The organism is Pseudomonas sp. dw_358 (genome assembly GCF_018449655.1).
Taxonomy (GTDB): domain Bacteria; phylum Pseudomonadota; class Gammaproteobacteria; order Pseudomonadales; family Pseudomonadaceae; genus Aquipseudomonas.
Genome location: NZ_JAAVUX010000024.1, coordinates 1 through 26,551, shown reverse-complemented (window position 1 = coordinate 26,551; position 26,551 = coordinate 1). Strand labels below are relative to the sequence as shown.

The following is a 26,551-nucleotide window of genomic DNA, read 5'->3' as shown; positions in this document are numbered from 1 at the left end:
CCATAGTCACTGTCAAAGAGGTGATGCAGGCACTCAAGGGCTTGAGATGATTACACCACCGGTGCCTTGGCAGATGGCGTTTAAAGGGCGGGTTGGGAAACATAAAGCGCTGTTTTGAGGGGGGGCGGCGGCATTGTTTGCGGTGGGGGAGGACAGGGTCCTTTTTGTGGGTTCGATGTGGCCGCCATGCGCATGACGGCCAGAATGCGGAACCCCGCCATGCGCCTTTACTGCGAAAAATCTACCCTCCCACCAACTCCGGAAACGCCGCACACTCGCGGGCAAACAATCCCTTGATCAACGTCCGCCCGGCATTTTCTGCCGGCGCCTCCAGTAACCTTGCCTGCAGCGCCTCGAACATCCGATGCTTGAGAAAAAACCGCCAGTTCACCGGCACGCTGGCCAGGCATTCGGTCAACGCAGCGTAGCGCTCCCGCGTCCAGACCAACTCAAAGGCGGTGCGGTAAGGCCCATAGTTGAAGTGCCCGGACGCCAACGCACGGGGCACCTCGCGCAGGGTCGCGGTGGCGGGCACATCCACTTGCCCGTCGACGATGGCCACGCCGTAATCTTCCCGGGCCTGGGGCAGTGAAACATAGCCGCAGCGCACGTCGCGCAGCACCCGCTCCGGGGCACGCTCGAACGGGTCGCCGTAGCCCCCGGCACCTGCCCCCACCAGACGAATCACATCCCCGGGTGCGCAGTTCACCAGATCGGTGTTGCCCAGCACTTCGGCCTTGTCCGTGTCCGGGTTGCGGGTGAACAGCGCATTGGCCCCGGCGTTGCCGCCCAGCACGCCCCAAGAGGCGAAGCGGCTGCGGTCACGGTTGCGCGCGGTCACCAGGGAGCCCGGCGAGAACACTTGGAACTCCATCACCAGCCCCAGGCCACCGCGGTATTTACCGGCGCCGCCCGAACCCGGCGCCAGGCAGTAGCGGCGGATCAGGATCGGCACTTCGGCTTCGTTGATTTCTACCGGGGTGTTGCGCAGGAAGGCATTGTTGGCCCCCGATGCATCAGTGCCGTCGCTGTCGGCCATGCCGCCGGCGCCACCGCCCACCGGGCCGATGGAGGCCATGATCTGGCGGCCGTCACGGCCCAGGGTCTTGACGTTCATGATCGCCAGGCCGCCGGCCGAGCAGGCTGGCAGACGGTCGGGCAGGGCCTGGGAAAAGGCGCCGAAGGTGAGCATGTGGGTCAGCTTGCAGGTCAGGCTGCGCATGCCCACGGCGGCCGGTGCCTGGGCATTGACCACGCTGCCCGGCGGCAGGATGCAGCGCACCATGCGGTACACCCCGGCGTTGAGCAGAATGTCGGGGGACAGGGTGTACAGCACGTAATTGAGCCCCACCAGCATCAGCGCATGGCGCTCGTGGCCGCCGGTGGGAATGTTCAAGGACGACGCCAGTTGCGGGTCGCTGCCGGTGTAGTCGAGCACCAGCGAATCACCCTGGATGCACAGGTTCAGCGCCACCCTCAGGGGCTTGCCGTTGACGCTGTCTTCATCGGCGTATTCGGCAAAGAAATACTCGCCGTCGGGCATGGCCCGGACCAGCGTGCGTGCCTGTTGCTCAGCGTAGTCGAGCAGGGCATGCATGCCCGATTCGAAGGTGGCCAAACCGAAATGCGCGATCATCTCTCGCACCCGCCGCTCGCCGGTCATCAGCATGCCGATCTGCGCCTGGATGTCGCCACGGTTCTGCTCGGGGGCACGGACGTTGATGGCCATCAGGTGCAGCAGGCTTTCGTCGAGCGTGCCCTGGCTGACCAGCTTGCACGGCGGGAAGCGGATGCCTTCCTGATGGATCTCGGTCAGGGTGCGCGACAGCGAGGCCGGTACGGCGCCGCCCATGTCGGTGTTGTGGATGTGCCCGGCGACGAAACAGATCAGCCGGCCGTCCTCGAACAGCGGCATCCACATGACGATGTCCGGCGAGTGAGTGGCCACGTAACCGCTGTAGGGATCGTTGGTCATGCAGATGTCGCCGGGCTGATAGTCGTCGATCAGCTCCAGCACGCCTTTGTAGTCCAGCCCCGTGTACCAGGTCGCACCCAGGGTCTTGGGCGAGGCGAAGGTCTGGCCGTCCGGGGTGAGGATGGCGCAGGAGAAATCTTCAGTCTCCTTGACGAAGGTCGAATGGGCAGTGCGCACCAGGGTGTAGGCCATGCTTTCGGCGGCGGCGCTGCAATAATTGGCGAAGATCTGCAAGGTGGTCTTGTCGATGGCCATGGCTCAGGCCTCCTGGGGCAAGTGGCTGAGGATAAGGGTGCCGTATTCGTCCACGCGGCCGCTGAAGCCGGGGAGCACGCAGGTGGTGGTGTCGTCCTGGGCAATCACCGCCGGGCCTTGGAAGCGATGGCCGGCCAGCAGGTCCTGACGGCGGTACAGCGGTGCGTCGTGCCAGGCGGCGTCGAGCCAGACGCGGATGTGCCGGGTGATTGCCGGTTCACCTTCGCCCACGGCGATGGTTTGCAGGCGCGGCTTGGGGGTGTCGGCACTGATCACCAGGCGCAGGGACACCACTTGCACGGCGGCGGCGGGGTCGCTGTGGCCGTAGAGGCGCGTGTGTTCCTGATGGAAGGCGGCGGCAAAGGCCACCAGGTCGCCGCGCCGCAGGGCCGCGGGGTCCACCGGGGTGTCGATCTCGAACGACTGGCCCTTGTAGCGCATTTCGGCGGACACCTGCACCCGGGCGCTGTCGGCGTCGCCGGTCTCGTTGATGATCCAGCTGCGCGCCTGGCTTTCCAGCTGTTCGAGGTCGGCGCCCAGGCGGCTGAGGTTGGCCGGGCCAAGGTCATAGTAGGTGGTCTTGACGAAGTCATTGCGGGTGTCGGCGATCAAGCCACCCAGGGCGCTGAGCACGCCGGGTGTGGTCGGCACCACCACTTCATGCATGTTCAAGGCCCGGGCCAGGTGGCAGGCCAGCATGGGGCCGGCACCGCCGAAGGGCAGCAGGGCAAAGGTGCGCGGGTCGATGCCAAAACGCGAGACGATGCGGCTGACGCCGCTGTACATGCCGGAAACCGAGACATGGATGATGGCTTCGGCAGTGCGCAGTACGTCGCTGCCCAAGGCCTTGGCCAAGGGTTCGATGGCCGCGCAGGCAGCGGCCACGTCCACGGTGACCGCGTTGTAGCCCAATTCGGCCTGACCCAGCACGCCGAGGGCGGCGAAGGCATCAGTGATGGTCGGCTGGGTGCCACCGCGGCCATAGCATACCGGCCCAGGAGTGGAGCCGGCGCTCATCGGCCCGACCTTGAGCACACCGAAATCATCCACCCAGGCGATCGAGCCGCCGCCGTCACCGATGGAGGACACCGACACCGAAGGGATGTGGATCTGGTATTCACCGATGTACTCGCCGGTGGCGTATTGCGGCTGGCCATCGACGATCAGGGCGACGTCGGCGGTGGTGCCGCCGATGTCCAGGCTCATGCAGTTGCGCAGGTTGCACAGCTGCGCGATGTAAGCCGCACCGATCACCCCCGAGGCGGTGCCGGAGAGGATCATCTGCACGCACTCGGACTTGCCCGCTTCGGCACTCATGATGCCGCCATTGGACTTGGTCACCTTGAGCTCGGCCGGCACCCCGGCTTCGCGCAGCGCCTCTTGCAGGGAGCCCAGGTAATGGGCCACCTTGGGCTGCACGTAGCCGCTGATGACGGCGGTGAGGGTGCGTTCGTACTCGCGGATGATCGGCCACACATCCGCCGAACAGGAGACGAAGAAGCCCGGCATGGCGTGCTCGATCAGCGCCTTGACCTGATGCTCGTGGGCCGGGTTGCGGTAGCTGTGCAGCAGGGAAATCACCACCCCCTCGCAGCCGCTGGCGCGCAGGCCCGCGACCGCGTCGAGCACGCTGGAGGCGTCGATGGCGGTCAGTTCCTGGCCCTCGGCATCGAGACGACCGTCAACGCCGAACACCCGGTCCCTGGGCACCAGGGCCGGCGCGCGGCGCGACATCAGGTGGTACATGTCGGGCATTTTCAGGCGGGCGATGTCCAGCACGTCTTCAAAATGACGGGTGGTGATCAGGCCCAGGCGCACGCCCTTCATCTGTACCACCGCATTGACCCCCACGGTGGTGCCGTGGGTGAAGTGCACCACCTCGCGGGGGTCGATGCCGTAGCGCTCGGCCAGCCCTTGCATGCCTTGTAGTACTTCACTGCCGGGGCTGTCCGGGCGCGAGAACACCTTGAGGGTGCGCAGCGTGCCTCGTTCATCGTCCAGCACGGCGAAGTCGGTGAACGACCCGCCGATGTCCACGCCTATGCGCAGTGCCATGGTTCAACTCCTCGAATGATGTTCAGTGCTGGCCGATGTCGATCAGCACGCTCTTGAAGCGCAGATTGGCTTCATAGGCCGCGCGGCCCAGGTCCTTGCCGATGCCGGAGCGCTTGTAGCCGCCGGTGGGGATGATCCAGTCGGCGCTGCGCCCGTAACGGTTGACCCACACGGTGCCGGCTTCCAGCCGGCGCACGGCACGCAGGGCACGGCCCAGGTCGGCGGTGTGCACACCGGCGGCCAGGCCGTAGACCGGGTGGTCGGCCAGGGCCAGGCCTTCTTCCTCGTCGTCGAACACCTGCACGGTCAGCACCGGGCCGAAGATCTCTTCCAGCACGGCGGGGTTGCGGGCATCGACGTTGCCCAGCAGGGTCGGCTGATAGAAGCAGCCGCCCTCCAGCCGAGGGTCGGTGCCGCCACCGCAGAGCACCTCGGCGCCAGCCGCCTGGGCGCGCTCGACGATGCCGCCGATGCGCTGCAATTGGGTGGCGCTGATGATCGGAGCGAGGCTGGTGTGGCTGTCCCAGGTGCGACCTGGCTGCAACAGTGCGAAGGCGCGCTGGATCTCGGCCACCAGCGGCTCATAGGCCGCGCGCTGGACGATCAACCGCGAACCGCTGACGCAGACCTGGCCGGCGTTGCCGGTGATGGCGCGGGCGATGCTGCGGGCGGTGCGGATCAGGTCCGGGGCGTCGGCGAACACCAGTTGCGGGCTTTTTCCGCCCAGTTCCAGGGTCACCGGTTTGGGGCCGGTAAGGGCGCAGGCGGACATGATCGAGGCGCCGGTCGCGGTGGAGCCGGTAAAGGTCACCTTGGCCACCTTCGGATGGCGGCACAGGGCGTCGCCGGTGGTGCGTCCGTCCCCTTGCACAACGTTGAAGATGCCTGGCGGCAGGCCGGCCTGCACCGCCAGTTCAGCCATGCGCAGGCAGGAAAACGGGGTCATTTCCGACGGTTTGAGCACCACCGCATTGCCGGCTGCCAGGGCCGGGGCGATCTTCCAGCAGGCCATGTTCAGCGGGAAATTCCACGGCGCGATGGCGGCGATCACGCCGTAGGGTTCGCTGATCTGCATGCCCAGGTGATCGCTGGCGGTGCTCGCCACTTCACCACCGACCTTGTCGGCGAACTCGGCGAAAAAGCGCACGCCCTCGGCAGCGAAGGGCACGTCAAAGCTCAGGCATTCGCCAATGGGGCGGGTCGAGCCCACCGCTTCCAGGGGCGCGAGAATGGCTGTGTCGGCCTCGATCAGGTCGGCCCAGCGGCGCATGACCCGCGCGCGTTCGCGGGGTGGGCGGCTGCGCCAGTCACTGGTCTTGAAGGCGTTCCAGGCGTTCTCGACGATCTCGTCCACCAGGTCGGCGTCGGCCACCGGCAGGCCGGCGTAGACCTGGCCGTCGGAGGGGCGGGTGATGTCCAGGCGTGGGGCGCCGTCGCGGTACTGGCCGCCGATGAAGTGCGCGCAACGCACCGGCACGCTCTGGGGGTCGAACGAAGTCATGGAAGGCTCCCGGAAAAAATATCAGGCACCATGCTAGAAATATTTTTGCGGCATGTGCTGCTGAGTCCGGGCTCTGTGCAAGGCACAAAATTCGCTTTTGGCGGTGGCCTCGGTGCTATCTGCTGAAAGGGTGCAAAACGCCGGTTTGCCGCCGGATTGATCGGCTCAAGTGGCTGGCTACGGTGCTGGCGATCCCTGCCCGAGAATGCCAGAGTAGGCGTCAAATCCTCTCGGAGACGACCCAATGGCTACCCCGATTGCCGCCGAATCGCTGCTGCTGCGACCCATGACCGAAGCCGATCTGCCCGAGGCTTATGCGCTCTCGCAAAAGCTTTCCTGGCCGCACCGGCTGGAGGACTGGCAGATGATGCTGCGGCTTTCCCACGGGGTGGTTTTCGAGGAGGGCGGGCGGGTGATCGGCACCGCGTTCTGCTGCGTGCAGGGAGGTTGGAGCACCATCGGCCTGGTCATCATCGCCGATGAGTATCAAGGGCGTGGGCTGGGGCGTCAGCTGATGAATGCGGCGCTGGCCTTGAGTGGCGACGCCGTTGCAACCTTGACCGCCACCGCGGAGGGCGCGCCGCTGTACGAGAAGTTGGGGTTCGTGGCGTGCGGGCAGTTGGTGCAGCATCATGCGGTGCTCGCTGGCGACTATGAGGCGCCGGCTCACCCGTACGTTCGTGGGCTGCGCGATGATGAAATCGATGCCGCCGTGGCGCTGGCCGAAACGGCCAGTGGCTTCAAGCGTGACGCGGTGCTGGCCGAGTTACTGGCGATCAGCGAGCGGGTGCATGTCACTGAAGCCGAGGGCGAGCTGACTGGATTGGCTATTTTGCGTTCCTTCGGCCGCGGGATGATGATCGGACCGGTGATTGCCCGGGACCCTGCCCACGCCCATGACTTGATCGAAAGCCTGCTGGGGTACTGCGCCGGACGTTTTGTGCGGCTGGACGTGACCCTGGACAGTGGCTTGAGCCCGTGGCTGTCTGCGTTGGGGCTGGTCAATGTGGGTGAACCGGTGCAGATGGCCCGCGGGCGAGCGCCGGCAGGAACGGTTGGAGTCAAGCAGTTCGGGGTGGTGACGCAGGCCTTGGGGTAAACGCGTTTGCGGCTTGTGGGCGATTCCAGGGTTGCCTGCAAGAGCCTCGGCTGGCCCTGCACCCCGTGGGAGCAGGGCTTGCCAGCGATGCAGGCCACTCGGTTCGACGGTCCTTCGCGGTGATGCGCAGTCAAGGTCAACCTGTGGCATTGCCGCGCAACGTTTCATACCGCCCGCAATGCATCCTGATGCGCCAACACCAGGTCCGCCAGGCTCGCATACTCGCACCGTCCCCCCTTGCTCGGAGGCTCCGGCCGTTGCCTGGGCCGTGACTGATCGCGGCGCAAGGTGCAAATCGGAAAATCCACCAGCTCTCCCCAGGGGTCATCCATGTCGGTGCTGCGCACTGGCAACAGTTCCTCGCGGCGCAGGCCGACGGCCTCCAGCGTGTCGCGCAGGGCCGCGCGGCGGTCTTCGTGGTGGTAGGTGACCTGGGCGTCGAACGCCACCGGCAACTGCGCGGTCAGGGCCTCGCTGCTGTCGGCATCGGCGGGCAGCAGTACCACCAGTCGGTAGAACTTGCTCAGGTACTGCATGGCGCCCGGCACGTCTTCATAGAGCACCCCACGCTGGCGGTCCATCAAGGTGCCGTAGCAGGAAAAGCCCAGGGCTCGATACTGATTGATTTTCATCGGCGCTCGAGAGTCTCGTCAGTCCACTGAAGCTCAGGTAGCTGCTATCTGATCCAGCTGTTATCTGATCACAGCGGCCTGCGCCAATGATGCTGAATTGCCGGAGAAAAAAGCCGGATATGCTTTTTCAGCGCCGCTCTTCAGTAGCCCCGGATTCGATCCACCAGGCCAACCATGGCCTCGCCGCGCTGGAACCGCCGGATATTCTCCAACAACACGGTGAAGGCAGTCTGCGGCAACGTCACCGCGCCGCAATGAGGGGTCAGCCAGACCTTCGGGTGTTGCCAGAACGGATGCGCTGGCGGTGGCGGTTCCTGTTCCAGTACATCCAGCACGGCGTGGCGCAGGTGGCCGCTGTCCAGGGCGGACAGCAGGTCGGTTTCGTTGACGTGGCCACCACGGCCCAGGTTGATCAAGGCGGCGCCCTCGGGCAAGGCCGCGAAGGCTTCGCCAGCGAGGATATGCCGGGTGTCGGCGGTGAGAGGCAGCAGGCAGATCAGGATGTCGCAGCCGCCGAGGAACTCGTGCAACTGCTCGGCACCGGCAAAGCATTCGACGCCGGGGATGGTTTGCGCCGAGCGCGCCCAGCCACGCAGCGTAAAGTCGTACGGTTGCAAATGCTCCAGCACGGCGCGGCCCAGGTTGCCCAACCCCATTACGCCCACCCGGCGCTCGGTGGCCGGCCTGGATGGGGTGGTCTGCCACAAGCGACGCTGTTGTTGATGCAGGAACAACGGCATATCCCGGTGCAGTGCGAGTACGGCAAACGTGGTGTATTCGACGATGGCTCGGGGGATGCCGGGGTCGAGCATGCGCACCACCGGGATCTGTGGCGGCAAGGCGGCGAGGTCGAATTGGTCGATGCCGGCCGAAGTGGCAAACACCACTTCGAGGCTGGGCAGATAGTCCTGCAGTTGCTCTGGCGGTTGCCAGGCGAACAGGTAGCGAATGTCGGCCGGGTCACCGACGTCGGGCCACAGGCGCACTTCGATGTCCGGGGCGTGTTGCGCAAACAACGCCTGCCAGGCCAAGCCTCGCGAGGTGTCGGCCTTGTAGAGCAGGGTCATGAACGGCTTTCCTTGAGGGTCAGACAGCCTTGAGCAGGCTGCGCAACGGCACGGTGTTTTTCATCACCGGCGATTTGATCACGATGTAGCTGAAATATTTTTCGATGCCGATGTTGCGGTCCAGAATGCTTTCCATCAACTCCTGATAGTGCTGGATGCTGCTGGCCAGAAAGCGCACCAGGTAGTCATAGCCGCCGCTGATCAAGTGGCATTCGAGCACCTCGTCGATGCCGCGGATGTAGTTCTCGAACTTCACGAAGTCGGCGCGCTTGTGGTCCGACAGCGTGACCTCGGTGAACACCGTCACGGAGTTGGCAAACTTGGCCAGGTCCACGTGGGCCTCGTAGCCGCTGATGTAGCCCGCCGCTTCCAGGCGCTTGACCCGTTGCAGGCAGGGGCTGGGGGACAGGCCAACGGCTTCGGCAAGGCTGACGTTGGTCATGCGCCCGTCTTTTTGCAATTGCACCAGAATGTTGATGTCGATCCGATCCAGTTTGGCGGTGGCGTCCATCGATAAACCCTCGAGATGCTTGCGAATAGCTTGTCTCTGCAACTCCCGAGCCAGTGCCGTCATTGCGCTTGCTGGCGGGTGAACAGGCGGTATGCCCCCACGTCCACTGCGTCTTTTCAGGGCGCCGTGGACAGCGGTGCCCTTATCCTGCTCAGGCGCCGGCCTTGGCCAAGGCGATGTCGAGCATGGTCAAGGCTTCGTCGATCTGTTGGCGGGAAGTGGTCAGAGGCGCGAGGAAGCGCACCACGTTGCGGTACACGCCGCATTTGATCACCAGCAGTCCGGCTTCACGGGCATGGTCGATGACTCGCTGGGTCAGGTCGGCATCCGCCGCGCCGGTGCTGCTGACCATCTCCATGGCCAGCATGAAGCCCAGCCCACGCACCTCGCCGATGCGCGAATAGCGTGCGGCCAGGCCTTGCAGGCCTTCACGCAATTGCACGGCGAGGGCTTCGCCTTTGGCCAGCAGGTCGTCTTCCTCGAACAGGTCCATCACCGCCAGCGCCGCTGCGCACGCCACCGCATTGCCCCCGTAGGTGCCCCCCAGCCCGCCCGGGGTCGGTGCGTCCATGATGTGGGCGCGGCCGGTCACCGCCGACAGCGGCATGCCGCCGGCCAGGCTCTTGGCCACGGTGACCAGGTCGGGCTGGATGCCGGCGTGCTGGAAACCGAACATCTTGCCGGTGCGGCCAAAGCCGGCCTGGATTTCATCAAGGATCATGACGATGCCGTGCTGGGTGCACAGGGCGCGCACGGCCTGGAGGAACTCGACCGGTGCGGGCAGGAAGCCGCCGTCGCCTTGCACCGGCTCGATCAGAATGGCCGCGACGCGATCCGCCGCCACTTGGGTGGCTAGCAGTTCGTGCAGCGCCGCCAGGGCGTCGTCACTGCTGACCCCTCGATAGGCGTTGGGATAGGGGCTGTGAAAGATGTCGGCGGGGAAGGGGCCGAAGTTCTGTTTGTACGGCTGGCTCATGCCGGTGAGGGTCACGCCCAGCAGGGTGCGGCCATGAAAGCCACCACGAAAGGCAATCACCGCCGGCCGGTTGGTGTGGGCGCGGGCGATCTTGATGGCGTTTTCCACCGCTTCCGCGCCGGAAGTCAGCAGCAGGCTTTTGTAATGCTGGTCGCCGCCAATCAGGCGGTTAAGGCGAGCGGCGACGTCCAGGTAGCTTTCATAAGCGGCCACCTGGAAGCTGGCGTGGGCAATTTCACCCATCTGCCGTTGCACGGCGGCGACCACTTTCGGGTGGCTGTGGCCAGTGTTGAGCACGCCGATGCCGCCGACGAAATCCAGGTAGCGCTTGCCATCCACGTCCCACAGCTCGGTGCCCAGGGCGCGCGCCGCCACCACCGGGTGGGCAGTGGCAATGCCACGGGGTACATGTTGTTCACGGAAGGCCAGCAGGCGATCAGTGTTGCGCGTCGATTGGTTCATGTCCGTCTCCAAAAGGGGTTCAAGCCAGCCCGCCGATGTGCCAGGCCTTGATCTCGAGAAATTCGTCCAGGCCGTACTTGGAGCCTTCGCGGCCGGTGCCTGATTGCTTCATGCCGCCAAAGGGCGCGACCTCCATGGAGATCACCCCGGTGTTGAGGCCGACCATGCCGAACTCCAGCCGCTCGCCGACGCGCCAGGCGCGACGCATGTCCTGGGTGAAGTAATAGGCGCCCAGGCCATAGGGCGTGGCGTTGGCCATCTCCAGCGCCTGGGCTTCGTCGGTAAAGCGAAACAGTGGCGCCACCGGGCCGAAGGTTTCTTCGCTGGCCATGAGCATGTCCGGGGTGGCGCCGTCGATCACCGTCGGCTGTACGAACAGGCTGTCGCCGCTGGGCACGCCGCCGGTCAGCAGACGCGCGCCCTTGTCCAGCGCGTCGCGGATGTGGCGGCCGACCTTGGCCACGGCGGCCGCATTGATCAGCGGGCCGAGGGTCACGCCGGCATCGACACCGTTACCGACCTTGAGCTTGGCCACTTCTTCACCCAAGCGGGCGCTGAAGCGGTCGTAGATGCCGTCCTGGACCAGAATGCGGTTGGCGCAGACGCAGGTCTGCCCGGCGTTGCGAAATTTGCTCTGGAGAATGCCTGTGATGGCCAGCTCAAGATCGGCATCGTCGAACACGATGAACGGCGCATTGCCGCCCAGCTCCAGGCTGACGCGCTTGACCGTGGCCGCGCACTGACTCATGAGCAATTGGCCGATCTTGGTCGAGCCGGTGAACGACAGCTTGCGCACCAGCGGGTTGGCAGTCAGCTCGCCGCCAATCCCGGCCGGCAATCCGGTCAGCACGTTGAACACCCCGGCGGGGATACCTGCGCGCTCGGCCAGCACCGCCAGCGCCAAGGCCGACAGTGGTGTCAGCTCCGAGGGCTTGACCACCACCGGGCAACCGGCCGCGAGGGCCGGTGCGCATTTGCGGGTGATCATGGCGTTGGGGAAGTTCCATGGGGTGATGGCCGCGACCACGCCAATGGCTTGCTTGAGTACCAGGATCCGCCGGTCAGCTGTCGGCGAAGGGATGGTGTCGCCGTAGCTGCGGCGGCCTTCTTCGGCAAACCATTTGACGAAGCTGGCACCGTAGGCGATTTCGCCCCGGGACTCGGCCAGGGGCTTGCCTTGTTCGGCGGTCATGATCTGCGCCAGGTCTTCCTGATGCTCCAGCATCAGCCCGTGCCAGCGTTCCAGCAGTTTCGCCCGGTCGGCGGCCGGCACCTCGCGCCAGGCATGCCAGCAGTCCTGGGCGGCCGCTACCGCACGGCGAGTTTCGCTGGCGCCCAGCGCCGGCACCCTTCCGATCTCTTCGCCGGTGGCAGGGTTGACGACGGCCAGGGTCTGACGGTCATCGGCGTCGATCCACTGGCCATTGGCGTACGCCTTGTGGGCCAGCAGAGCAGGGTCGCGCAGGAGATCTTTGAGCATGGGTCCAGCCTTGAGGGTCAACGGGCATGGCCTTCATTCTAGGGAGACGGGCAGGGCGCGGGATGCCGAGATGGCTGGGGTGCTCGGCAAATGCTGCTGAAAATCGCAGGGTGGCAGCAGGCTGTGCTTCGGGGTAGCCTCTTTCCCTCTCGTGGCTACAACGGACCCACCATGGACAGCCTGCATGCCAATGCCGCCTTGTTGATCATCGATATGCAAGAAGGGATCAACCACCCGAAGCTGGGACGCCGCAACAATGTGGATGCCGAAGTACATATCCAGAGCCTGCTCGCCGGCTGGCGACAAACCGGGCGCCCCGTGGTGCATGTCCGGCACATCTCGCGCTCGCCGGAGTCGGTGTTCTGGCCAGGACAGCCGGGCTGTGAGTTCCAGCCGGCATTGCAGCCGAACCCTGACGAGCATGTGGTGGAAAAAAATGTCCCGGATGCCTTTGCTGCCAGCGGCCTGGAGTGCTGGCTCCATGCGCGCGCGATCCGGCAGTTGGTGGTGGTCGGGGTCATCACCAACAACTCGGTGGAAGCCACGGCGCGCGCGGCGGGCTGCCGTGGGTTCGAGGTGAGGGTGGTCGCGGACGCCTGTTATACCTTTGACCAGAAGGACCTGTCCGGCCGGTTGTGGGGCGCCGAGGAGGTACACGCGTTGTCGCTGAGTAATCTGGCGATGGACTATGCGCAGGTGGTCACGACAGCCGATGTCCTGGATCAGACCGCGTAATGGCCAGTGCGGCCTGACAGCCCGGATCCGCCGCCCAAGCCTTCGAGGCGTTCCATCACCACGACGTGCGCCAGCACTGGGATACCCTGCTGCACCACTCATCGCTATTGATTCCATTCAATCGTTTAGGTTCTACGCCTTATCCGCCATCTGCCGACGCATCAACAATGCGGCGAGCGCGCAACCGATCAACGCTATGCATGCAAGATAAAATGCATCGCTGTATGCCATCAGGAACGCCTCGCGACGAACCGTACGGGCCAATAATTCCAGCTGCTCTTGTTTGGCGGGTAACCAGGTCTGCAAGGTCCCTCCCAATCGCTCTTGCAGAGAGGGATCGAATGGCGATAGAGGTTCGATGATGCGGGCTGAGTGAAAACGCTCGCGACTGGCCACGATTTGCGCGAGTAACGCCGTACCCACCGCGCCACCCAGATTCCGCAGCATTGAAAATACCGCCGATGCCGACCCTGCCTCCCGCTTGTCCAGCCCAGCCACCGCAAGCACCGAAAGGGCTACCATGACAAAAGGCTGGCCAATGCCGCGAACTACTGTGGAGGGGATGATTACGTTAGCCGCGCTATCGGCATCCAACCCGCTACCTAGCCAGCATCCAGCAGCCATGATGAGAAAGCCGCTGGCGACCATTATCTTGGGACTGCTCCACTTCATCAGACGCGGCATGAACGGCGCCAATACCAGTTGCACTAGCCCGTAAGCAACTAGGCTCACCCCGATCTGCCGGGCGCTATAATGCTGGAGTTGTGACAGGTAATTGGGTACCAAAAACACTAACCCAAAGGTCCCCCCCCCAAAAATGAACATTGCCACACTCGCCACACCAAAGTTGTAGCGACCCAGTAGTCGCAGGTTGATGAATGCTCGTGCGCCATACAATTGCGAGAGAGTGAAGACCAGCAAGCCGATTCCGGCGGCCCAAGCCGTCCAAACAATGAAGGGAGAACTGAACCAATCTTTTCGGCCGCCCTCCTCAAGCACTATCTGCAAGCCACCAAGCCCTACCACCATCCCAGTAATTCCTGGCCAGTCACCGCGGCGCAATAAGGCCAGGTTCATGGGCTGGGGCTTGATCGACCAAGCGATGGCTGCCAGCAGTGCTACTCCGGGGATCAACTGCACATAGAAGATCCATCGCCAGGACCATGAATCTGTGAGCCAACCGCCAATTGAAGGACCGACCGCTTGGGCAACGCTGTTGGCCAGGCTAAATAAGGCCATCCCCATGGCCATACGGCTGGGTGGAAGTTCAGTAATAATCAGCTGAAATGAGAGGGGAATCAGGACCGCGCCGGCGGCCCCCTGGATTACTCGGATGGTAATGAGGGTTTCCAGGTTCGGCGACCATGAGCATGCCACCGAGGCAATCAAGAAGATTAACGAACCAACGCTCATCACTTTACGCAAGGAGAATATATCCACAAGCCAGGCCGTCAGTGGAATCATGATGATTTCCGCTACCAAATAAGCGGTAGAGATCCAGGAGCCCTCTTCGAAGGTGGCGCCCAGCGACCCTTCTATCTCAGGTAAAGCGGCACTTGTAACATGCACGTTCATGCCAGCCATGAAGCAGCCAAACAAACCACCTAGCACGGCGACCCAAGCTCGTGCAGAGACTTTTTCAGCGTTCATGGTGATCCTCGCAGACTCGCGTATCTACCGTAGCGACGACTGACATACCCGGCAAAATCCGTACGTTCGAGTCGCGAAGGTTCAACAAGATGCGCACGGGGAAACGTTGCACAATCTTGGTGAAATTACCGGTGGCATTGTCCGATGGCAGCAAAGCAAACACCGACCCGGACCCTGGCGAGAAGCTCGCCACCGTACCCTGCAATCGTTGGCTGCTATCGCTATCTAACGCTACTTCCACTGGCTGACCCGGTCGCATCCGGCCTAGTTGGGTTTCCTTAAAATTAGCCACCACGTAAATCTGCCTCAATGGCACCACCGCCATTAGTGGTTGCCCAGGCACGAGATATTGGCCGGCGCGAACCCTGCGCTGGCCGATCACGCCATCAATCGGAGCGCGGACCAGCGTGTCGCCTTGGTCTTGGTCGGCGAGTGTCAATCGTGCTTCGGCAGCCCTCAGCTCCGCACTGGCTCCGGCTAGCTGGGCAGTTGTTACCTGCACCTGAGCATTGGATATCTGCAGCAAGCTTTGCTGTTCAGCTAGTGAAGCACGTGCGGCCTGTACCTTAGCACCCGCTTGCAGTGAGCTGGCCTGGGCAGTTTCCAGGCGCTGGGTTGTGGCCGCGTGATCGTCGGCTAACCCTTGGTATCGTTGCAGATCTAGGTTACTGCGACTCCGCTCAGCTTGAGCGGCCGCAAGGCCAGCTCTAGCGCCAATGATCGAGATACGCTGCCGCTCAACTTGGCTGGTTGCCACTATTAATCTGGCACGATGGGTCGCTACGGCCGCTTCGGCCTTGTCACGCTCGGCTCGGGACTGGTCGCGGCGAGCCAAATAGTCGCGGTCTTGTAAGCGGATCAGCACCTGCCCCGCCTTGACAGCTTCGTCGTCGCTCACGAGAACCTGTGCGACATAGCCTGGAATCCGCGCGCTAACGCCAACCCAATCGGCTCGTACATAGGCATCGTCGGTGCTTTCCATGAAGCGCCCGGTCACGTACCAATAGCTGCCGTAGGCAAGCAGCCCGATCACCGCAGCGCTCGCCGCAGCCAGCATGCCCCAGCGTTGCCGGGCCTTGTTCTTCAGTGCCAGCAACTCTTCCACTCGGGATGGTTCGTCTACAGCGATGTTCATGGTGATTTCCTTGTCGCGGTATCCGCAGTCTGGGTTTCCCAACCACCGCCGAGGGCCCTGAACACAGCGGTTTCACTGTAGGCCTGGCGTTGACGCGCCTCGATCTGACGGGCTTGGACGGTGATGAGGTCACGCTCGGCATCCAAACGCTGTAACCCGTCGAGGGCGCCAGCCTGGTAGTTTTTTTCGGCGAGCTCATAGGCCTTGGTGCTTTCCTTTAGGGCCTCATCTAAGTTTTGGCGGCGTTGCCGCTCTCCGCCCAACGCAGCGAGGGCTTGGCGCGTGTCCTTCATGGCCGCCAAAACCGAGCCGCGCCAAGCGGCCAGCTCGCCACGACTATCGGCTTGGGCCTTGGAAATCCGCGCACGGTTGGCAGACATGTTGGGAAACTGCCAACTGATTAATGGACCTAGGCCAAACATCACGGCGTGACTTTCGCCCAAATGACCTAGGGTGTTGCTGGAAGAGGATAATGAAACACCCAGAATTACTTTCGGGTACAGGTCGGCATGCACGACCTTGACTGCCCATTCCGACGCTTGGAGTTCACGCTCGGCCTGACGGATATCCGGTCGTCGATGCAGCAATTGCCAAGCGTCGCCGCTGGGCAAATCCGCAGCTAATTGAGGGATAGTCCGGCACTGAATATTCCCAGCCGAAGCGTCCGGCCCCTCACCAATGAGCAAAGCCAATTCGTAACGCGCCATGTGTTGCCTGGCCTCCAACCAAGGCAGCTCGGACTGAGTTTGGAATGCCAGACTGCGAAGGCGCGAAACATCCAGCTCGGTAACCACTCCGCCCTCGCGCTGGCGCTCACTTAGAGCAAGACTTTCGTTCAGAAGCCTTAGCGACTGGCGACTGACATCGAGTCGCGCGCCGTAGCTACAAAGATCTATATAAGCTCGGGTAGTTTGGACGGCAACATTTAGACGCGCTTGGTCACGCGCGGCCTCGACTGCCGAGGCGCTGGCCTCGGCCTGAGCAATCGCGGCATGCACTTGCCCCCCTATATCCAGTTGATAGTCCAGTCCAAGACTTGGCCCCCACTCCAACTGAGAGGGTGTATGGCGGTCAGTCGCCTTGCCAAGGGTCTGATCATCGTCAGTCTTGCCATACAGCGCAGACAGCTCCACTTGCGTTTGTGGCCGAAGGTCAGCGCGCTGCTCGCTAATACCGGCAATCAACGCCTGCACATGAGCATCGGCCTTGGCTAAGTCCTGATTATTATGCAGCGCATGATCTACCAGCCGGTCCAGCACCGGGTCACGGTAAAGCACCCACCAGTGAGTAGGCACAGGCGCAGTACTCACCCCACCGGGCAGGGTACCGAAGGGATCTCCTATCACGCTGGGTAGGCTATCGGACGGCGGTAACAAACCTTGGCAGCCATAGAGCAACGCCATGGCAAACCCGGCCGGTATTCGGAGAAACAACGAAGGTGCACGCATCGGGGGAAATTCAGCTGAGGGATGGTGCTGAACAGGCTAACGCGCGAGACATCCACGATTCGCGCGCGCGTCGGACAACCTGACCTTCAAGAAGGACAGGTTGCAAAAAAACAATGGCTAAGCACCCATAGGACGCGCTGAATCCGGTGCCGTCGCATTGAGTTGATAATATCGGGGTGTATAACCGAGGGTGCGTTTGAACGTCGCTGCGAAGGCGCTAGGACTTTGGTATCCATGCTCTAGCGCCACCTCCCAAATTGCCGCACCTCGGGCCAGACATTGCTGGCTCAGAATCATTCGCGCGCGTGTTCGCCACTCGGTGAAGGACATTCCTATCTCACGCTGGAAGAGCCGCGCAAAGGTTCTTGGGCTCATGTGCAACTGCAACCCACATTTTTCAAGAGTCAGTTCCACACCCGGTGCTTCGATCTGTTGCTCGCAGAAAGCACGCAAACGCGAATCGGCTGGTAAGGGAATCAGTGCATCGACCTGCCGAGCTGCTCCCAGCTCGATATTGATTAAGGCAACCAAAAGATGTTCCCGCTCGGCATCCTGTTCATGAGTGGTCTGAGTAACCGCCACGATCAACTCACGCAGCAATGTCCCTATCTCAATGACTTGGCATCGGTCAGGCAAAGCCAATTGCGAGCCCGGTGGAGCTAATAAGGTACGCATGTTGACGCTACCGTTCATGTGTATCTCATGTGCGACATAGGCCGGTACCCAAAGCGCATGACCCGTGGGAATTACCCAGTCACCCAGTTCGGTGCGGACCTGCATCACCCCACAGGTCGCGTGGACCAGTTGTCCTTCGGAGTGGCAATGGCTCCCTACCACTTCGCCATGGCCATAGTCTTCTTTCAATGCATACATGGCTGCTCTCTCCAAAACTAACCAGGAACCTCAGCCAGGTCGATGATCGGCAGCAGTCCCAACTGGGTGGCACGATTGAGCGCGCCGGTCACACCTTTTAGCGACGCGTCCAGGATGCTGTGGTCACGCGCGGCACCAAACAGCATGTGATCGCCAACACGAATCTCGACATAGGCCATTGCCTCTGCTTGGGCTCCGTGACGAATCGAGTGCTCATGGTAGTCGGCAATATCGAATGCCACGCCATGTTGAGTCAGGCTATCGGCCAGCGCAGCCAACGGCCCATTTCCCTCGCCGTTGAGCTTAATGTTGGTGTCTCCCACTTGCAGACGCGCTTCCAGAAAAGTTGTCGCAGCCTTCGCTGCCTCGTCTTGTTTGGTTCAAAACAAAAGGCGCTGCCGCCTTGAGATAGTGCTCGTTGAAGCTGCTGAATATCATTTCGCTGGTGATTTCCACGCCGGTCTCGTCAGCGATTTTCTGGACCAGGCCACTGAACTCCATTTGAAGCCTACGTGGCAGGGCAATGCCGTGTTGCTCGAGCAAATAAGCCACGCCACCCTTGCCCGACTGGCTGTTCACCCGGATTACCGCTTCGTAGCTCCGCCCGAGGACAGCGGGATCTATCGGCAGATAGGGCACGTCCCAGATACCCTGAGGGTCGCTCTGCATTCATTGGTTGGATTAACGCCTGATTACCATCTCGCCTGTCCACACTGCACCACGTCGGCGCGACGCGCTGGACCGTTGAAGGCCATTGCCGATCGGACAGTTCCACGGTGGTGAAGTGACGGTATTTACGGGAAGGGTCTTTGAGCATCATTCCTGGTTCTCTCCTTGAGGCGGCTGGCACGGTCTGAATCCCTGCCTTATGAGCGCAAAACTATACTTTATGGGCGAGAAACATAATTGCAAATATCGGCAGAATGACTTAATAAAATGGTCAAAAAACTCTTATAAAAATATTATTTTAAATATTTATTGCGTGGCTAATAGAATCTGAGCAATTTCATATTCTATTCCGACAGAGGCGGTCCATTGCGATCAAAAATGGAAGCGGCCCCTATGCCACTCGAAGAAGAGGGCCCCGCTAGCTATAGTGCTGCCTCAGTGCGCCGGACGCGATGGGCGCCCCCGGACCATCGGAAGGCTATTCATGGATCGTCAACAACCTCCACCCTCCAAGGACTGGATACTGCGCAGCGCCGAACCGGGGCGAATAGAACGAATCGAGGCATGGTTCGGCGGGCATGGCTACGATCCGCACCGCCATGATACCTACTCCATTGGCCGCACCTTGGCTGGCGTGCAGAGCTTCCATTACCGAGGCACACTGCGTCACGGGATACCGGGGCATACCCTGGTGTTGCATCCGGACGAGCTGCACGATGGCATGGCAGGCACCCAGGCGGGTTTCCGTTACCGGATGGCGTATGTGGACCCTGCCCTCATTCAGCGAGTATTGAGTGGCGAACCATTGCCCTATGTGGCGGGTGGAGTGTCCAACGATCCACGCTTATACCGGGCAGCCCAGCCGTTCGTGCAGGCGATGGAGCATCCGCTCGACGCGTTGGAGGAGCAGGATGCCTTGTTCGACCTCGCCATGGCGCTGCGCGCCGTCGCCGGCAAACCTCGCGGGCGCAAGCAGGTGGACTACCCGGCGGCCCTGCGTGCCCGAGAATTCATCATGGCCAACCTTCAGGTCGGCATCACGCTTGAAATGCTTGAGCAGGCTAGCGGCCGCGAACGCTGGAGCCTGTCGCGAGACTTCCGCGCCTTGTTCGGCACCAGCCCTTACCGTTTCGTGACCTTGCGCCGCCTGGACTTCTTCCGCGTGCTGATCCTTGCTCGATTCACCCTGGTCGACGCGGCGCTGGCCGCCGGCTTTCACGACCAAAGCCATATGACTCGACACTTCACGGGCTGTTACGGCGTCTCCCCCCTGCGCTGGCTCGAGCGAATACGAGGCGAACGTCAGGTTGCAGGATCGTACAAGCTGATACCACCGCCTGTTGGTTAGTGTGGCGGCTCCCCTACCTATGGAGTATGCCTCATGCCTCAAGCCCAATCGCCAACGAGTCGGCAATCGATCAATCTCGCCCAGAAGGCTTCACTCATCGATCAGCGGTGGAGCCCACGGGTAGTCGCAGAAATGAACGAGTACCAATTCAAAGTGGTACGCATCGAGGGGGAGTTTATCTGGCATTCACACTTGGAAACCGATGAGGCTTTTCTGGTCATCGAAGGGAACCTGCGCATCGACTTTCGCCATGGCAGCCTGTACGTGGGCCCCGGTGAACTTTACGTAGTACCTCGCGGCGTCGAACACAGGACAGCAGCTGAAGGCGAAGCAAAGCTACTGCTGATCGAACCCCGTGGAGTCTTGAATACAGGACACGAGGGTGGAGAACGCACGGCAAAAAACGATGTGTGGATCTGATATAGAGCGTCCGGGGCAGCTAGTGTGATAGACATCACGTCCCCACAGCTCCCCTCAGAATCGCTACCGGCCAGGGAGCAAAAATAGGGTGCTTACGAATTCAGGACCGATTCACTCTCCAACCGACTGTTGCGGCTAAACACTCCCCCGCTGTACCTGCTTCTGCCTGACCATTGGCGGTTAGCATTACTCCTCATCCAAGGAAGTATTGCGCTATGCCAGACGCTGCTCATCTCCATCTATTCATTGTTGCTTCTTTGCTGCTGCTTATTGTGCCAGGCCCTAACATGGCAATCGTTACCGGCCACGCAGTCGCTCACGGCTGGCGAGCCGGCCTCGCGGCAGCACTTGGAATAACCCTCGCCGATATGCTGATGACTGTCTTGGTTAGCGCAGGTCTAGGCACGCTGGTAATGAGTTGGGCACCGGCGTTCGACTTGCTGCGGTGGACAGGCGCCTGTTATCTGATGTGGTTGGCTTGGCAAGCTTCTATGGGGTAAACCTTGCTCATTACACATTCCTTGTATTTAAGCTGAACGGGGTTGGGTTGAGTGCCTTCAGGCGCAGCGTTCGTTGATGGTAGCTTAAGGCTTGCATTACGTGAGGTAGGCTTTAGTAGCACTTAGCTGGCTACTGCCGGTAGGATAGAAAGTCTCATCGATTACCAAGGGCGGTTCCAGTGATCAAGCAGTGTGTAGCAGGAATGGTTGGATTGGTGATGTGCGGGTCTGTACTGGCTGCAAGCAATGAGGATGAAGCCGCTGCGCTGGCAAGCCTCACAGAAGTCCAGAAGATGTATGAGATTCGTCCACAGGGCACGCCCAATGATGCCGGTACGAGAACCTTGTCCAAGCAGGATATCAATGACTGCGTGACACAGATGACTGAGGCGAAGAACAAGCTCGAAGCTGTGAAGCAGCAGTACGGCACTACCCAAGCCTACCAGTCGATGCAGACTCGTATGCTCACTGGTCAGGTTCGAGGTCGCTTAGCGACTTGCAAGCAGACCAAGGACACGCTGGGCTGGTAATTTGAGGGCAATTTCAGTTACTGTTTTCTCTTTTATTTTACTGAAAAGCAGGGAGCTTCTATGTCTTTTGATGCGTTCATGAAGGTTGATGGTGTTGAGGGCGAGTCGCTGGACGACGGTCACAAAGGCTGGATCGAGCTTCTGTCCTATCATTACGACGCCGCGCAATCCATCAGTCAAACTGCAAGCTCCAGTGGTGGAGCTAGCGCTGGAGGCGTCACCCTTGGTGATTTCCAGATCAGCAAATATGTGGATAGAGCTACACCTAAGATATTCGAGCTTTGCTGCAGGGGATCACATATCAAAAACGTGACCATACGAATCCATCGTGCAGGTGCTGAAAAATTCAAATATTTGGATATTGTGCTTGAAGAGGTATTGATTGCATTGGTAAGCGGGCAGGGCGCAGAACAATCTGGCTTTCCTGTTGAAGTAGTGACATTGAATTACGGTCGAATCAAATTCGAATACTCTCAACAGCGACGTGCCGATGGTGGGAGCGCTGGAATCGTATCTGGTGGCTGGGACAGGACTGCTAACAAGCCATTTGCGTAAGGAAGCGCATTATGTCTGATGATGGAAGCTTTCGCGTTATCCTCAATACTGCCCAAATGGCGGCGGTGCTAACGCATGAATCTCTTACGCCTGCAGAGATCATGTCAAATCGTATATTTGGTAGCTTGAGGCTGGTAGGAGGAATTATCGAACTGGCTGGCTCTGGCGTGCTGTGTGCCTTGCCTGAGCCTACGATGATTTCTAAAGTCGGTTGCGTAGCTATGGGCGTCCACGCATCTGACCAGTTGGCGGCTGCTTCAAACCAAATCGTGACTGGTCAGGAGACTAACTCCTACGCATTCAAAGCAGGTGCTAGTGCTGCAGAGGCGCTGGGGGCGTCTCGCAGCACTGGACAGGTAATAGGGTTAGCTACAGAGTTTGTGGTCCCTTTGACCACTGCATCTCTTTACAATGCATTTCGGGTTTCATCAATACGTGCCGGTAGGATGACGGTACTGACGAGCGAAAGAAGGATGCATGCCCCTAATGATAGCCCCGGTGGTCATACGATAAGTAAACATTTAAACAAGGATCTTCCGGCACTACAGAAGCGATTAAAGCGATTTCGCTCTGCTCAAGCAATGACCTCATTTTCTAGTATAGAATCCGCTGAATGGGCAGTTAGTCAGGTCTTAAAAGCTAATAGACTAAAGATTATAATGTTGTCAAAAGCAAAATTTTTACTGAAAGAACAGCGCCTTGTTTTGGTAATGGATCTAAACAAAACAATTGGCAGCGGTGTTCTGCGTTCAGCTCCAGACAAATTAGTCAGCATGAGCAAGGTGAGGGTTGTTATTCAATACGGCGAATATAACTTTATGCCTGCTTATATTGTCACTGCGTTTCCCATTCCGTGAGGCTAAATGAGACAATATAACAGCCTTATCAAATTTTTGCTTGAGCTTGGTACAGCTATTCAGGATTATCTTCCTGAAGATCAGCGTACCAGCCCTATGTCGCTTACAGAGTTTCTTAAATTTTGGACTGGCAAGAAGTCTTACTACGAAGTCTGTGGATTACGAAGTGATATTAAATCATATCTTCGTAAGCATGCTCAGGGGGATTACTCGGTTGATGAATTGTTCTTTTACTACGATATAGGTTTCGTAGAAGAGCGATTCGGTTGTGAAGATCCAGAGTTGTTAGCTCAAATTCTCGGTATGCTCGACGCGCATATTGAATTGAGAAGAAAAAAAGCTTTCAAAAGATATTTAGGTTGGTTTGGTTTTAAATAGGAAGTGGCATGAAGATTTGGGCGTGTGCGAAAGGGGTAAACGGCTTCATCAACAGGGAGGATGGTAGGTACAAGCTGTACTTCATCTGGCAAATTCTCAAGATGAAGCGCGAAAACCCCACTGAGTTCAGCGCTCTGACCTTTTTCAGTACCCACCCTCGCATAGAGAAGCGCCGGGAAATGTTTGCTGTGAAGAACGGATATTTTCGCTACAAAAGCGCCGAACCGGTTTCACGCTCTGGTGATAGTGACGGCGAGACACTTCCCCACGCCTACCTGATTGCCATCCTCTCACAGCTTCAAACGATCAAATTCAGGATCGGTGATGAGGTCGTGCCCTTCACGTTCACGCGCCTTGTCGCTGAGGAAACCCGACTGCGATTCGGTAATGGAAAAGGCTACGTCCCTGATCTGTATGGCGAGTTCACATCCGACAATCCTTACTACAAGAAGTGGGGCGGTAAGCTGGCAATTGAGGTCTGCTATTCGAATCCATGCAGTATGCAAAAGATTGTCGATTTTCGTGACCACGGAATCCCCATCATCGAAATCAAGATTGCCAGAAGCATCAATATTGAGACATATATTGATAAAAATGACATTGAAGGGAGTATTGAGCGGGGCTATCAGAAAATCACTGATATCGCTTCAAACCAATTGTTTTGCAAAGTCCTCTCTGACCCGGTAAGCGTCCAATTCCATGAGGAATACGTTCGGCAGGCTGACAAGGAAAAAGAAGGGCTTGTAGAGAAGAATAAGCGCGAAACCAAATTTCTTTTTAATAAGCTTCGTGAGGCTGAATCTCTTGCTGCGAATCTTGGTAAGGAACGAGATGTCTTTGCCGAAGCGAAAAGTCTGGTAGAAAAAGACAAGGCTGGTCTTGAGGCTGCAACCACTGAGCTGACTCAAATCGTAGCGGATTTAAAAGTCGAGCTTGGAAGCTGCAAAAAGGCATACACGAATAAGGTCCATGAAGTTGATAGCTTGAAAGCCAAATTGGAAAAAACTAAGTCAGGTTGGTGGGCAAAGCTTAAGGAGTCTTTTGACGTTAAAAAGACACAAAAAAAGCCCTGATGGGCTATTTAGGTAAATCTTTATTGTATGCAAGATTTTGGACGATCAAGCATGTCCTTTCAATTCTGATTTTATTTCATCTTCCCAATACGATAAGCTTAATAATTCTTGGATTGATGATACCTGAGTAGTATTAAGAAAGAGAACTACGTTTTCGAGGCAATCGCTTATGTCTAATTTGAATTCTTCATTATATATTTCTAATTTCTCTCTGTCGTATTCAAATGTTGTGTGCATTAAAGTACCATTTTCAGGTGCGACGAATATTTCACCTGTCTCTTCATCGCGGTGCGCTATCCATTGAAATCTGATAGTGAAGTAAATATTGTCTCTTCTTGACCCGTGTATAAATTCAACATATCCGCCTGCGTAATTTTGTTCATTCCAAGTTTCGTTTTCGTATTCGCCTGCTTCATCATTCCAGATGGACCAGTCTTCAATTTGTGTATTATAAGTATATTTTAAAGTCGAAAGGTCTTTAAATAAATTCTTGTTGGTGTATTCATTCTATTTCTCCGATTTTTATTATTTGAGTTGTTTAATTGCTTTCCATAAATACATAATGCCATTTATTTTTTAAATAAAAGTGATAAGCAAAAGAAAATCACATTTATTTATAATTTATTTTTGGAAGCAAAAAAAGCCCTTATTGGGCTGTTTTAATTTTTACGGGTTAAGCTGCTTGTGAAAGAGTGTACTTGTTGAATATTTCGTATGCCGATTCCCAATCCCTTTTGCTTAATAATAATTCAGCACCTGTGAAATCCACTGTTTTAGTTTCGCTGTTCAATGTCGCTGTCAACGTTGAGAATTTCAAGACAGTGATTGAATCTGTAGAGCTTACTGTTGGAGTCTCATTAGCTATTTCTTTCAATGTGATTTCTTGCGCCACTGGTTCGCCGCCAATCACTTCTACTTCAATGAAACTCAAAGCGCGTAACTCTTCAAGCTTGGACGCTTCAAAGTCGAATATCTCGTATACAGAACCTTCGCTTGTTCTGGTTTCCCAGTTTTTCGCGCTTCCATCACCACCTACCCAACCATTTACCAATTCAACGTCATCACCAAGAACCGCTTTGCTGTCTCTGCTTGTAGCTCTAGCAACCATTCTACCAGCTAATCTGATAGCATTTTTGTTAGCGTAATACATGCGTGGGAATGTCACACGAACGTCAACTTTAGGGCTTGTTGCTGTGTCGTCAGTGCCAAATATATCGATTAATAAAGCTCTTGCTTTCGCTTCTGATCTAGCAGGAAATATCCAGCAGTTTTCTGAATGGCTGAATTTTCCACTTGAATTACCAGCGCCTTTGATAAATTGATCGTCGTAAGGGCAATAAACTTTGACTACTGCTTTGTCTTCTTGAGTTGAATGTTCGATTTTTATTTTCATGGTTGTTGCCCCTTATTATTGTTTGAGTTGTTTAATTGCTTCTCATATATACATAATACCATTTATTTTTAAAATACAAGTGATAAGCAAAAGAAAATCACATTTATTTTAAACATATTTTGCGTTGCTTGTTAATTCTTTTAGAGCTTCATCAAAAGCCTTATTCACCTCTTCTGTTTTTTTCCAATCAACAAATTTCTTGCATAGATTGTTTATCGCTTTGTATGCACTGCCGCTTGTATTTCTTGGAAAACGAAGGCTTTCAAGTAATCCAGTGTCGGCGCAATAGTCTTCAAATAAAGGATCCTTTTTCAAAATAATCTTTGTTTTAGTTCCTTCCATTTTGCTGTAATAGCCAATTCGTTCGTTGTTCTCATTGATGATGTACACACGGTTCTTATTAGAATGAGAGCGCATTTCCTCAATTTTGTAGCCTTGTTTTGTTATTTCTTCATATAGATTCATGATGGTTATTTAATGTAGTTTTTAACATCTTAACATTTTTATTTTTTTTGCAAGTGATTAGCCTAAATTAATCACTTATTTACACAATAACTTTGCTGTTAGCGAATTAAAGCATCTGATTCGGTTTTGGCTCTCGAATATAATATTCGCATGAGCTAATCGAACTCTTTCAAAAAGCTTCTCTGGCGTTTTGATGACGATAACGGATTTGCTGTAAGGCTTCGTTTCTGTGAGCGCATTGGAGCAAGTGACTCGCAATTGATGAAGGTCTTGTTCATGAATCACTATGCTTGCGACGAACTGCAGGGCTGCTGCACAACACATTGATGGATCTATGTCGTTCATTTCGAGATTGATGAGTCTGGTTTTCTCGCGACCTTTGCCCGCTTCGATAGCGACTCTTGGTAGCTGGAGGCTTCCTGCTCCACACGTAGAGTCGTAGAACGTCCATGAATCGGTTCCTGTTGTTCTGTTCTGACTTTCCAGTGTGTGAAGCAAAGAACCTATAA

Annotated in this window: 26 protein-coding genes and 1 pseudogene; 10 read left to right on the top strand and 17 right to left on the bottom strand. The window is 57.9% G+C overall.

Features of this window, described 5'->3' with window-relative positions:
* Positions 1-241 precede the first annotated feature (241 nt).
* The 3 genes from HB675_RS24070 to HB675_RS24060 are packed head-to-tail and all read right to left on the bottom strand — an operon-like array spanning position 242 to position 5,786.
* Positions 242-2,230: a hydantoinase B/oxoprolinase family protein gene (locus HB675_RS24070; protein WP_213881663.1), complete on the bottom strand. Its 1,989-nt coding sequence runs from the start codon at positions 2,228-2,230 to the stop codon at positions 242-244.
* Positions 2,231-2,233: 3 nt separating this feature from the next.
* Positions 2,234-4,285 (bottom strand): hydantoinase/oxoprolinase family protein, encoded by a 2,052-nt coding sequence (locus tag HB675_RS24065; RefSeq protein ID WP_213881662.1) that lies wholly within the window; start codon positions 4,283-4,285, stop codon positions 2,234-2,236.
* Between the two features lie 22 nt (positions 4,286-4,307).
* Entirely contained in the window at positions 4,308-5,786 is a 1,479-nt protein-coding gene (locus HB675_RS24060) for an aldehyde dehydrogenase family protein (protein WP_213881661.1), read from the bottom strand.
* Between the two features lie 244 nt (positions 5,787-6,030).
* On the opposite strand from HB675_RS24060, the gene HB675_RS24055 reads away from it, so the two are divergent.
* On the top strand, positions 6,031-6,885 hold the full coding sequence (locus tag HB675_RS24055; protein ID WP_213881660.1) for a GNAT family N-acetyltransferase: 855 nt from the start codon (positions 6,031-6,033) through the stop codon (positions 6,883-6,885).
* Between the two features lie 164 nt (positions 6,886-7,049).
* On the opposite strand, the gene HB675_RS24050 is transcribed toward HB675_RS24055, so the two are convergent.
* The 5 genes from HB675_RS24050 to HB675_RS24030 all read right to left on the bottom strand — a co-directional run bounded on the left by HB675_RS24050 (position 7,050) and on the right by HB675_RS24030 (position 12,013).
* Positions 7,050-7,517, bottom strand: coding sequence for a hypothetical protein (locus HB675_RS24050; protein ID WP_213881659.1), 468 nt, complete (start codon positions 7,515-7,517; stop codon positions 7,050-7,052).
* Positions 7,518-7,657: 140 nt separating this feature from the next.
* On the bottom strand, positions 7,658-8,584 hold the full coding sequence (locus HB675_RS24045; RefSeq protein WP_213881658.1) for a glyoxylate/hydroxypyruvate reductase A: 927 nt from the start codon (positions 8,582-8,584) through the stop codon (positions 7,658-7,660).
* A gap of 19 nt (positions 8,585-8,603) precedes the next feature.
* Positions 8,604-9,095, bottom strand: a complete 492-nt coding sequence (locus tag HB675_RS24040) for an Lrp/AsnC family transcriptional regulator (RefSeq protein WP_213881657.1) — start codon at positions 9,093-9,095, stop codon at positions 8,604-8,606.
* Positions 9,096-9,246: 151 nt separating this feature from the next.
* Positions 9,247-10,533, bottom strand: coding sequence for a 4-aminobutyrate--2-oxoglutarate transaminase (gene gabT, locus HB675_RS24035; RefSeq protein ID WP_213881656.1), 1,287 nt, complete (start codon positions 10,531-10,533; stop codon positions 9,247-9,249).
* A gap of 19 nt (positions 10,534-10,552) precedes the next feature.
* A complete protein-coding gene (locus HB675_RS24030; RefSeq protein ID WP_213881655.1) occupies positions 10,553-12,013 on the bottom strand; it encodes an NAD-dependent succinate-semialdehyde dehydrogenase in 1,461 nt (486 codons plus the stop codon).
* 171 nt (positions 12,014-12,184) lie between these two features.
* On the opposite strand from HB675_RS24030, the gene HB675_RS24025 reads away from it, so the two are divergent.
* Positions 12,185-12,748, top strand: a complete 564-nt coding sequence (locus HB675_RS24025) for a cysteine hydrolase family protein (RefSeq protein ID WP_213881654.1) — start codon at positions 12,185-12,187, stop codon at positions 12,746-12,748.
* A gap of 132 nt (positions 12,749-12,880) precedes the next feature.
* Here the strand turns inward: HB675_RS24025 and HB675_RS24020 are convergent, their stop codons facing one another.
* The 6 genes from HB675_RS24020 to HB675_RS26130 form a co-directional block, all read right to left on the bottom strand.
* Complete coding sequence (locus tag HB675_RS24020) at positions 12,881-14,398, bottom strand: MDR family MFS transporter (RefSeq protein ID WP_213881653.1); 1,518 nt, start codon at positions 14,396-14,398, stop codon at positions 12,881-12,883.
* Positions 14,388-15,533, bottom strand: a complete 1,146-nt coding sequence (locus tag HB675_RS24015; protein WP_213881652.1) for an HlyD family secretion protein — start codon at positions 15,531-15,533, stop codon at positions 14,388-14,390. Before HB675_RS24015 ends, HB675_RS24020 begins: the two co-directional genes overlap by 11 nt.
* The gene (locus HB675_RS24010; protein WP_213881651.1) at positions 15,530-16,936 is read right to left on the bottom strand and encodes a TolC family protein; all 1,407 of its coding nucleotides are present in this window, start codon (positions 16,934-16,936) and stop codon (positions 15,530-15,532) included. Before HB675_RS24010 ends, HB675_RS24015 begins: the two co-directional genes overlap by 4 nt.
* A 162-nt stretch (positions 16,937-17,098) precedes the next feature.
* Positions 17,099-17,854, bottom strand: coding sequence for a helix-turn-helix transcriptional regulator (locus tag HB675_RS24005; RefSeq protein WP_213881650.1), 756 nt, complete (start codon positions 17,852-17,854; stop codon positions 17,099-17,101).
* 17 nt (positions 17,855-17,871) lie between these two features.
* Entirely contained in the window at positions 17,872-18,132 is a 261-nt protein-coding gene (locus HB675_RS26135; RefSeq protein ID WP_345945796.1) for an alpha-isopropylmalate synthase regulatory domain-containing protein, read from the bottom strand.
* 25 nt (positions 18,133-18,157) lie between these two features.
* On the bottom strand, positions 18,158-18,493 hold the full coding sequence (locus HB675_RS26130; protein ID WP_213881648.1) for a hypothetical protein: 336 nt from the start codon (positions 18,491-18,493) through the stop codon (positions 18,158-18,160).
* 514 nt (positions 18,494-19,007) lie between these two features.
* Between HB675_RS26130 and HB675_RS23990 the strand changes: the two genes are divergently transcribed.
* From HB675_RS23990 to HB675_RS23955, 8 genes and pseudogenes are all read left to right on the top strand, one after another.
* On the top strand, positions 19,008-19,871 hold the full coding sequence (locus HB675_RS23990) for an AraC family transcriptional regulator (RefSeq protein WP_213881647.1): 864 nt from the start codon (positions 19,008-19,010) through the stop codon (positions 19,869-19,871).
* A 33-nt stretch (positions 19,872-19,904) separates the two neighbouring features.
* A complete protein-coding gene (locus HB675_RS23985) occupies positions 19,905-20,291 on the top strand; it encodes a cupin domain-containing protein (RefSeq protein WP_213881646.1) in 387 nt (128 codons plus the stop codon).
* A gap of 215 nt (positions 20,292-20,506) precedes the next feature.
* Positions 20,507-20,779 (top strand): annotated as a pseudogene (locus HB675_RS23980) (LysE family transporter); the annotation flags it as partial.
* Between the two features lie 191 nt (positions 20,780-20,970).
* A complete protein-coding gene (locus HB675_RS23975; RefSeq protein ID WP_213881645.1) occupies positions 20,971-21,321 on the top strand; it encodes a hypothetical protein in 351 nt (116 codons plus the stop codon).
* Between the two features lie 60 nt (positions 21,322-21,381).
* A complete protein-coding gene (locus tag HB675_RS23970; protein WP_044294903.1) occupies positions 21,382-21,876 on the top strand; it encodes a type VI secretion system tube protein Hcp in 495 nt (164 codons plus the stop codon).
* Between the two features lie 11 nt (positions 21,877-21,887).
* Positions 21,888-22,733 carry an RNase A-like domain-containing protein gene (locus HB675_RS23965; protein WP_054082571.1) on the top strand — a complete coding sequence of 282 codons (846 nt, stop codon included), beginning with the start codon at positions 21,888-21,890 and terminating at the stop codon, positions 22,731-22,733.
* Positions 22,734-22,739: 6 nt separating this feature from the next.
* On the top strand, positions 22,740-23,111 hold the full coding sequence (locus HB675_RS23960) for a hypothetical protein (RefSeq protein WP_054082572.1): 372 nt from the start codon (positions 22,740-22,742) through the stop codon (positions 23,109-23,111).
* An 8-nt stretch (positions 23,112-23,119) separates the two neighbouring features.
* A complete protein-coding gene (locus HB675_RS23955; RefSeq protein WP_054082573.1) occupies positions 23,120-24,184 on the top strand; it encodes a hypothetical protein in 1,065 nt (354 codons plus the stop codon).
* 673 nt (positions 24,185-24,857) lie between these two features.
* Here HB675_RS23955 and HB675_RS23950 read toward each other — a convergent pair.
* The 3 genes from HB675_RS23950 to HB675_RS23940 all read right to left on the bottom strand — a co-directional run.
* A complete protein-coding gene (locus HB675_RS23950; protein WP_213881644.1) occupies positions 24,858-25,577 on the bottom strand; it encodes a hypothetical protein in 720 nt (239 codons plus the stop codon).
* Between the two features lie 108 nt (positions 25,578-25,685).
* The gene (locus tag HB675_RS23945) at positions 25,686-26,042 is read right to left on the bottom strand and encodes a hypothetical protein (RefSeq protein ID WP_213881643.1); all 357 of its coding nucleotides are present in this window, start codon (positions 26,040-26,042) and stop codon (positions 25,686-25,688) included.
* Positions 26,043-26,117: 75 nt separating this feature from the next.
* Positions 26,118-26,551 (bottom strand): hypothetical protein (locus HB675_RS23940; RefSeq protein WP_213881642.1); only part of this gene is annotated, 434 nt, incomplete at its 5' end.

Bases quoted from the DNA above. Each gene is read 5' to 3' on its own strand.
- HB675_RS24070 (WP_213881663.1), bottom strand. From the start codon at position 2,230: ATGGCCATCGACAAGACCACCTTGCAGATCTTCGCCAATTATTGCAGC.
- HB675_RS24065 (WP_213881662.1), bottom strand. From the start codon at position 4,285: ATGGCACTGCGCATAGGCGTGGACATCGGCGGGTCGTTCACCGACTTC.
- HB675_RS24060 (WP_213881661.1), bottom strand. From the start codon at position 5,786: ATGACTTCGTTCGACCCCCAGAGCGTGCCGGTGCGTTGCGCGCACTTC.
- HB675_RS24055 (WP_213881660.1), top strand. From the start codon at position 6,031: ATGGCTACCCCGATTGCCGCCGAATCGCTGCTGCTGCGACCCATGACC.
- HB675_RS24050 (WP_213881659.1), bottom strand. From the start codon at position 7,517: ATGAAAATCAATCAGTATCGAGCCCTGGGCTTTTCCTGCTACGGCACC.
- HB675_RS24045 (WP_213881658.1), bottom strand. From the start codon at position 8,584: ATGACCCTGCTCTACAAGGCCGACACCTCGCGAGGCTTGGCCTGGCAG.
- HB675_RS24040 (WP_213881657.1), bottom strand. From the start codon at position 9,095: ATGGACGCCACCGCCAAACTGGATCGGATCGACATCAACATTCTGGTG.
- gabT (WP_213881656.1), bottom strand. From the start codon at position 10,533: ATGAACCAATCGACGCGCAACACTGATCGCCTGCTGGCCTTCCGTGAA.
- HB675_RS24030 (WP_213881655.1), bottom strand. From the start codon at position 12,013: ATGCTCAAAGATCTCCTGCGCGACCCTGCTCTGCTGGCCCACAAGGCG.
- HB675_RS24025 (WP_213881654.1), top strand. From the start codon at position 12,185: ATGGACAGCCTGCATGCCAATGCCGCCTTGTTGATCATCGATATGCAA.
- HB675_RS24020 (WP_213881653.1), bottom strand. From the start codon at position 14,398: ATGAACGCTGAAAAAGTCTCTGCACGAGCTTGGGTCGCCGTGCTAGGT.
- HB675_RS24015 (WP_213881652.1), bottom strand. From the start codon at position 15,533: ATGAACATCGCTGTAGACGAACCATCCCGAGTGGAAGAGTTGCTGGCA.
- HB675_RS24010 (WP_213881651.1), bottom strand. From the start codon at position 16,936: ATGGCGTTGCTCTATGGCTGCCAAGGTTTGTTACCGCCGTCCGATAGC.
- HB675_RS24005 (WP_213881650.1), bottom strand. From the start codon at position 17,854: ATGTATGCATTGAAAGAAGACTATGGCCATGGCGAAGTGGTAGGGAGC.
- HB675_RS23990 (WP_213881647.1), top strand. From the start codon at position 19,008: ATGGATCGTCAACAACCTCCACCCTCCAAGGACTGGATACTGCGCAGC.
- HB675_RS23985 (WP_213881646.1), top strand. From the start codon at position 19,905: ATGCCTCAAGCCCAATCGCCAACGAGTCGGCAATCGATCAATCTCGCC.
- HB675_RS23970 (WP_044294903.1), top strand. From the start codon at position 21,382: ATGTCTTTTGATGCGTTCATGAAGGTTGATGGTGTTGAGGGCGAGTCG.
- HB675_RS23965 (WP_054082571.1), top strand. From the start codon at position 21,888: ATGTCTGATGATGGAAGCTTTCGCGTTATCCTCAATACTGCCCAAATG.
- HB675_RS23960 (WP_054082572.1), top strand. From the start codon at position 22,740: ATGAGACAATATAACAGCCTTATCAAATTTTTGCTTGAGCTTGGTACA.
- HB675_RS23955 (WP_054082573.1), top strand. From the start codon at position 23,120: ATGAAGATTTGGGCGTGTGCGAAAGGGGTAAACGGCTTCATCAACAGG.
- HB675_RS23950 (WP_213881644.1), bottom strand. From the start codon at position 25,577: ATGAAAATAAAAATCGAACATTCAACTCAAGAAGACAAAGCAGTAGTC.
- HB675_RS23945 (WP_213881643.1), bottom strand. From the start codon at position 26,042: ATGAATCTATATGAAGAAATAACAAAACAAGGCTACAAAATTGAGGAA.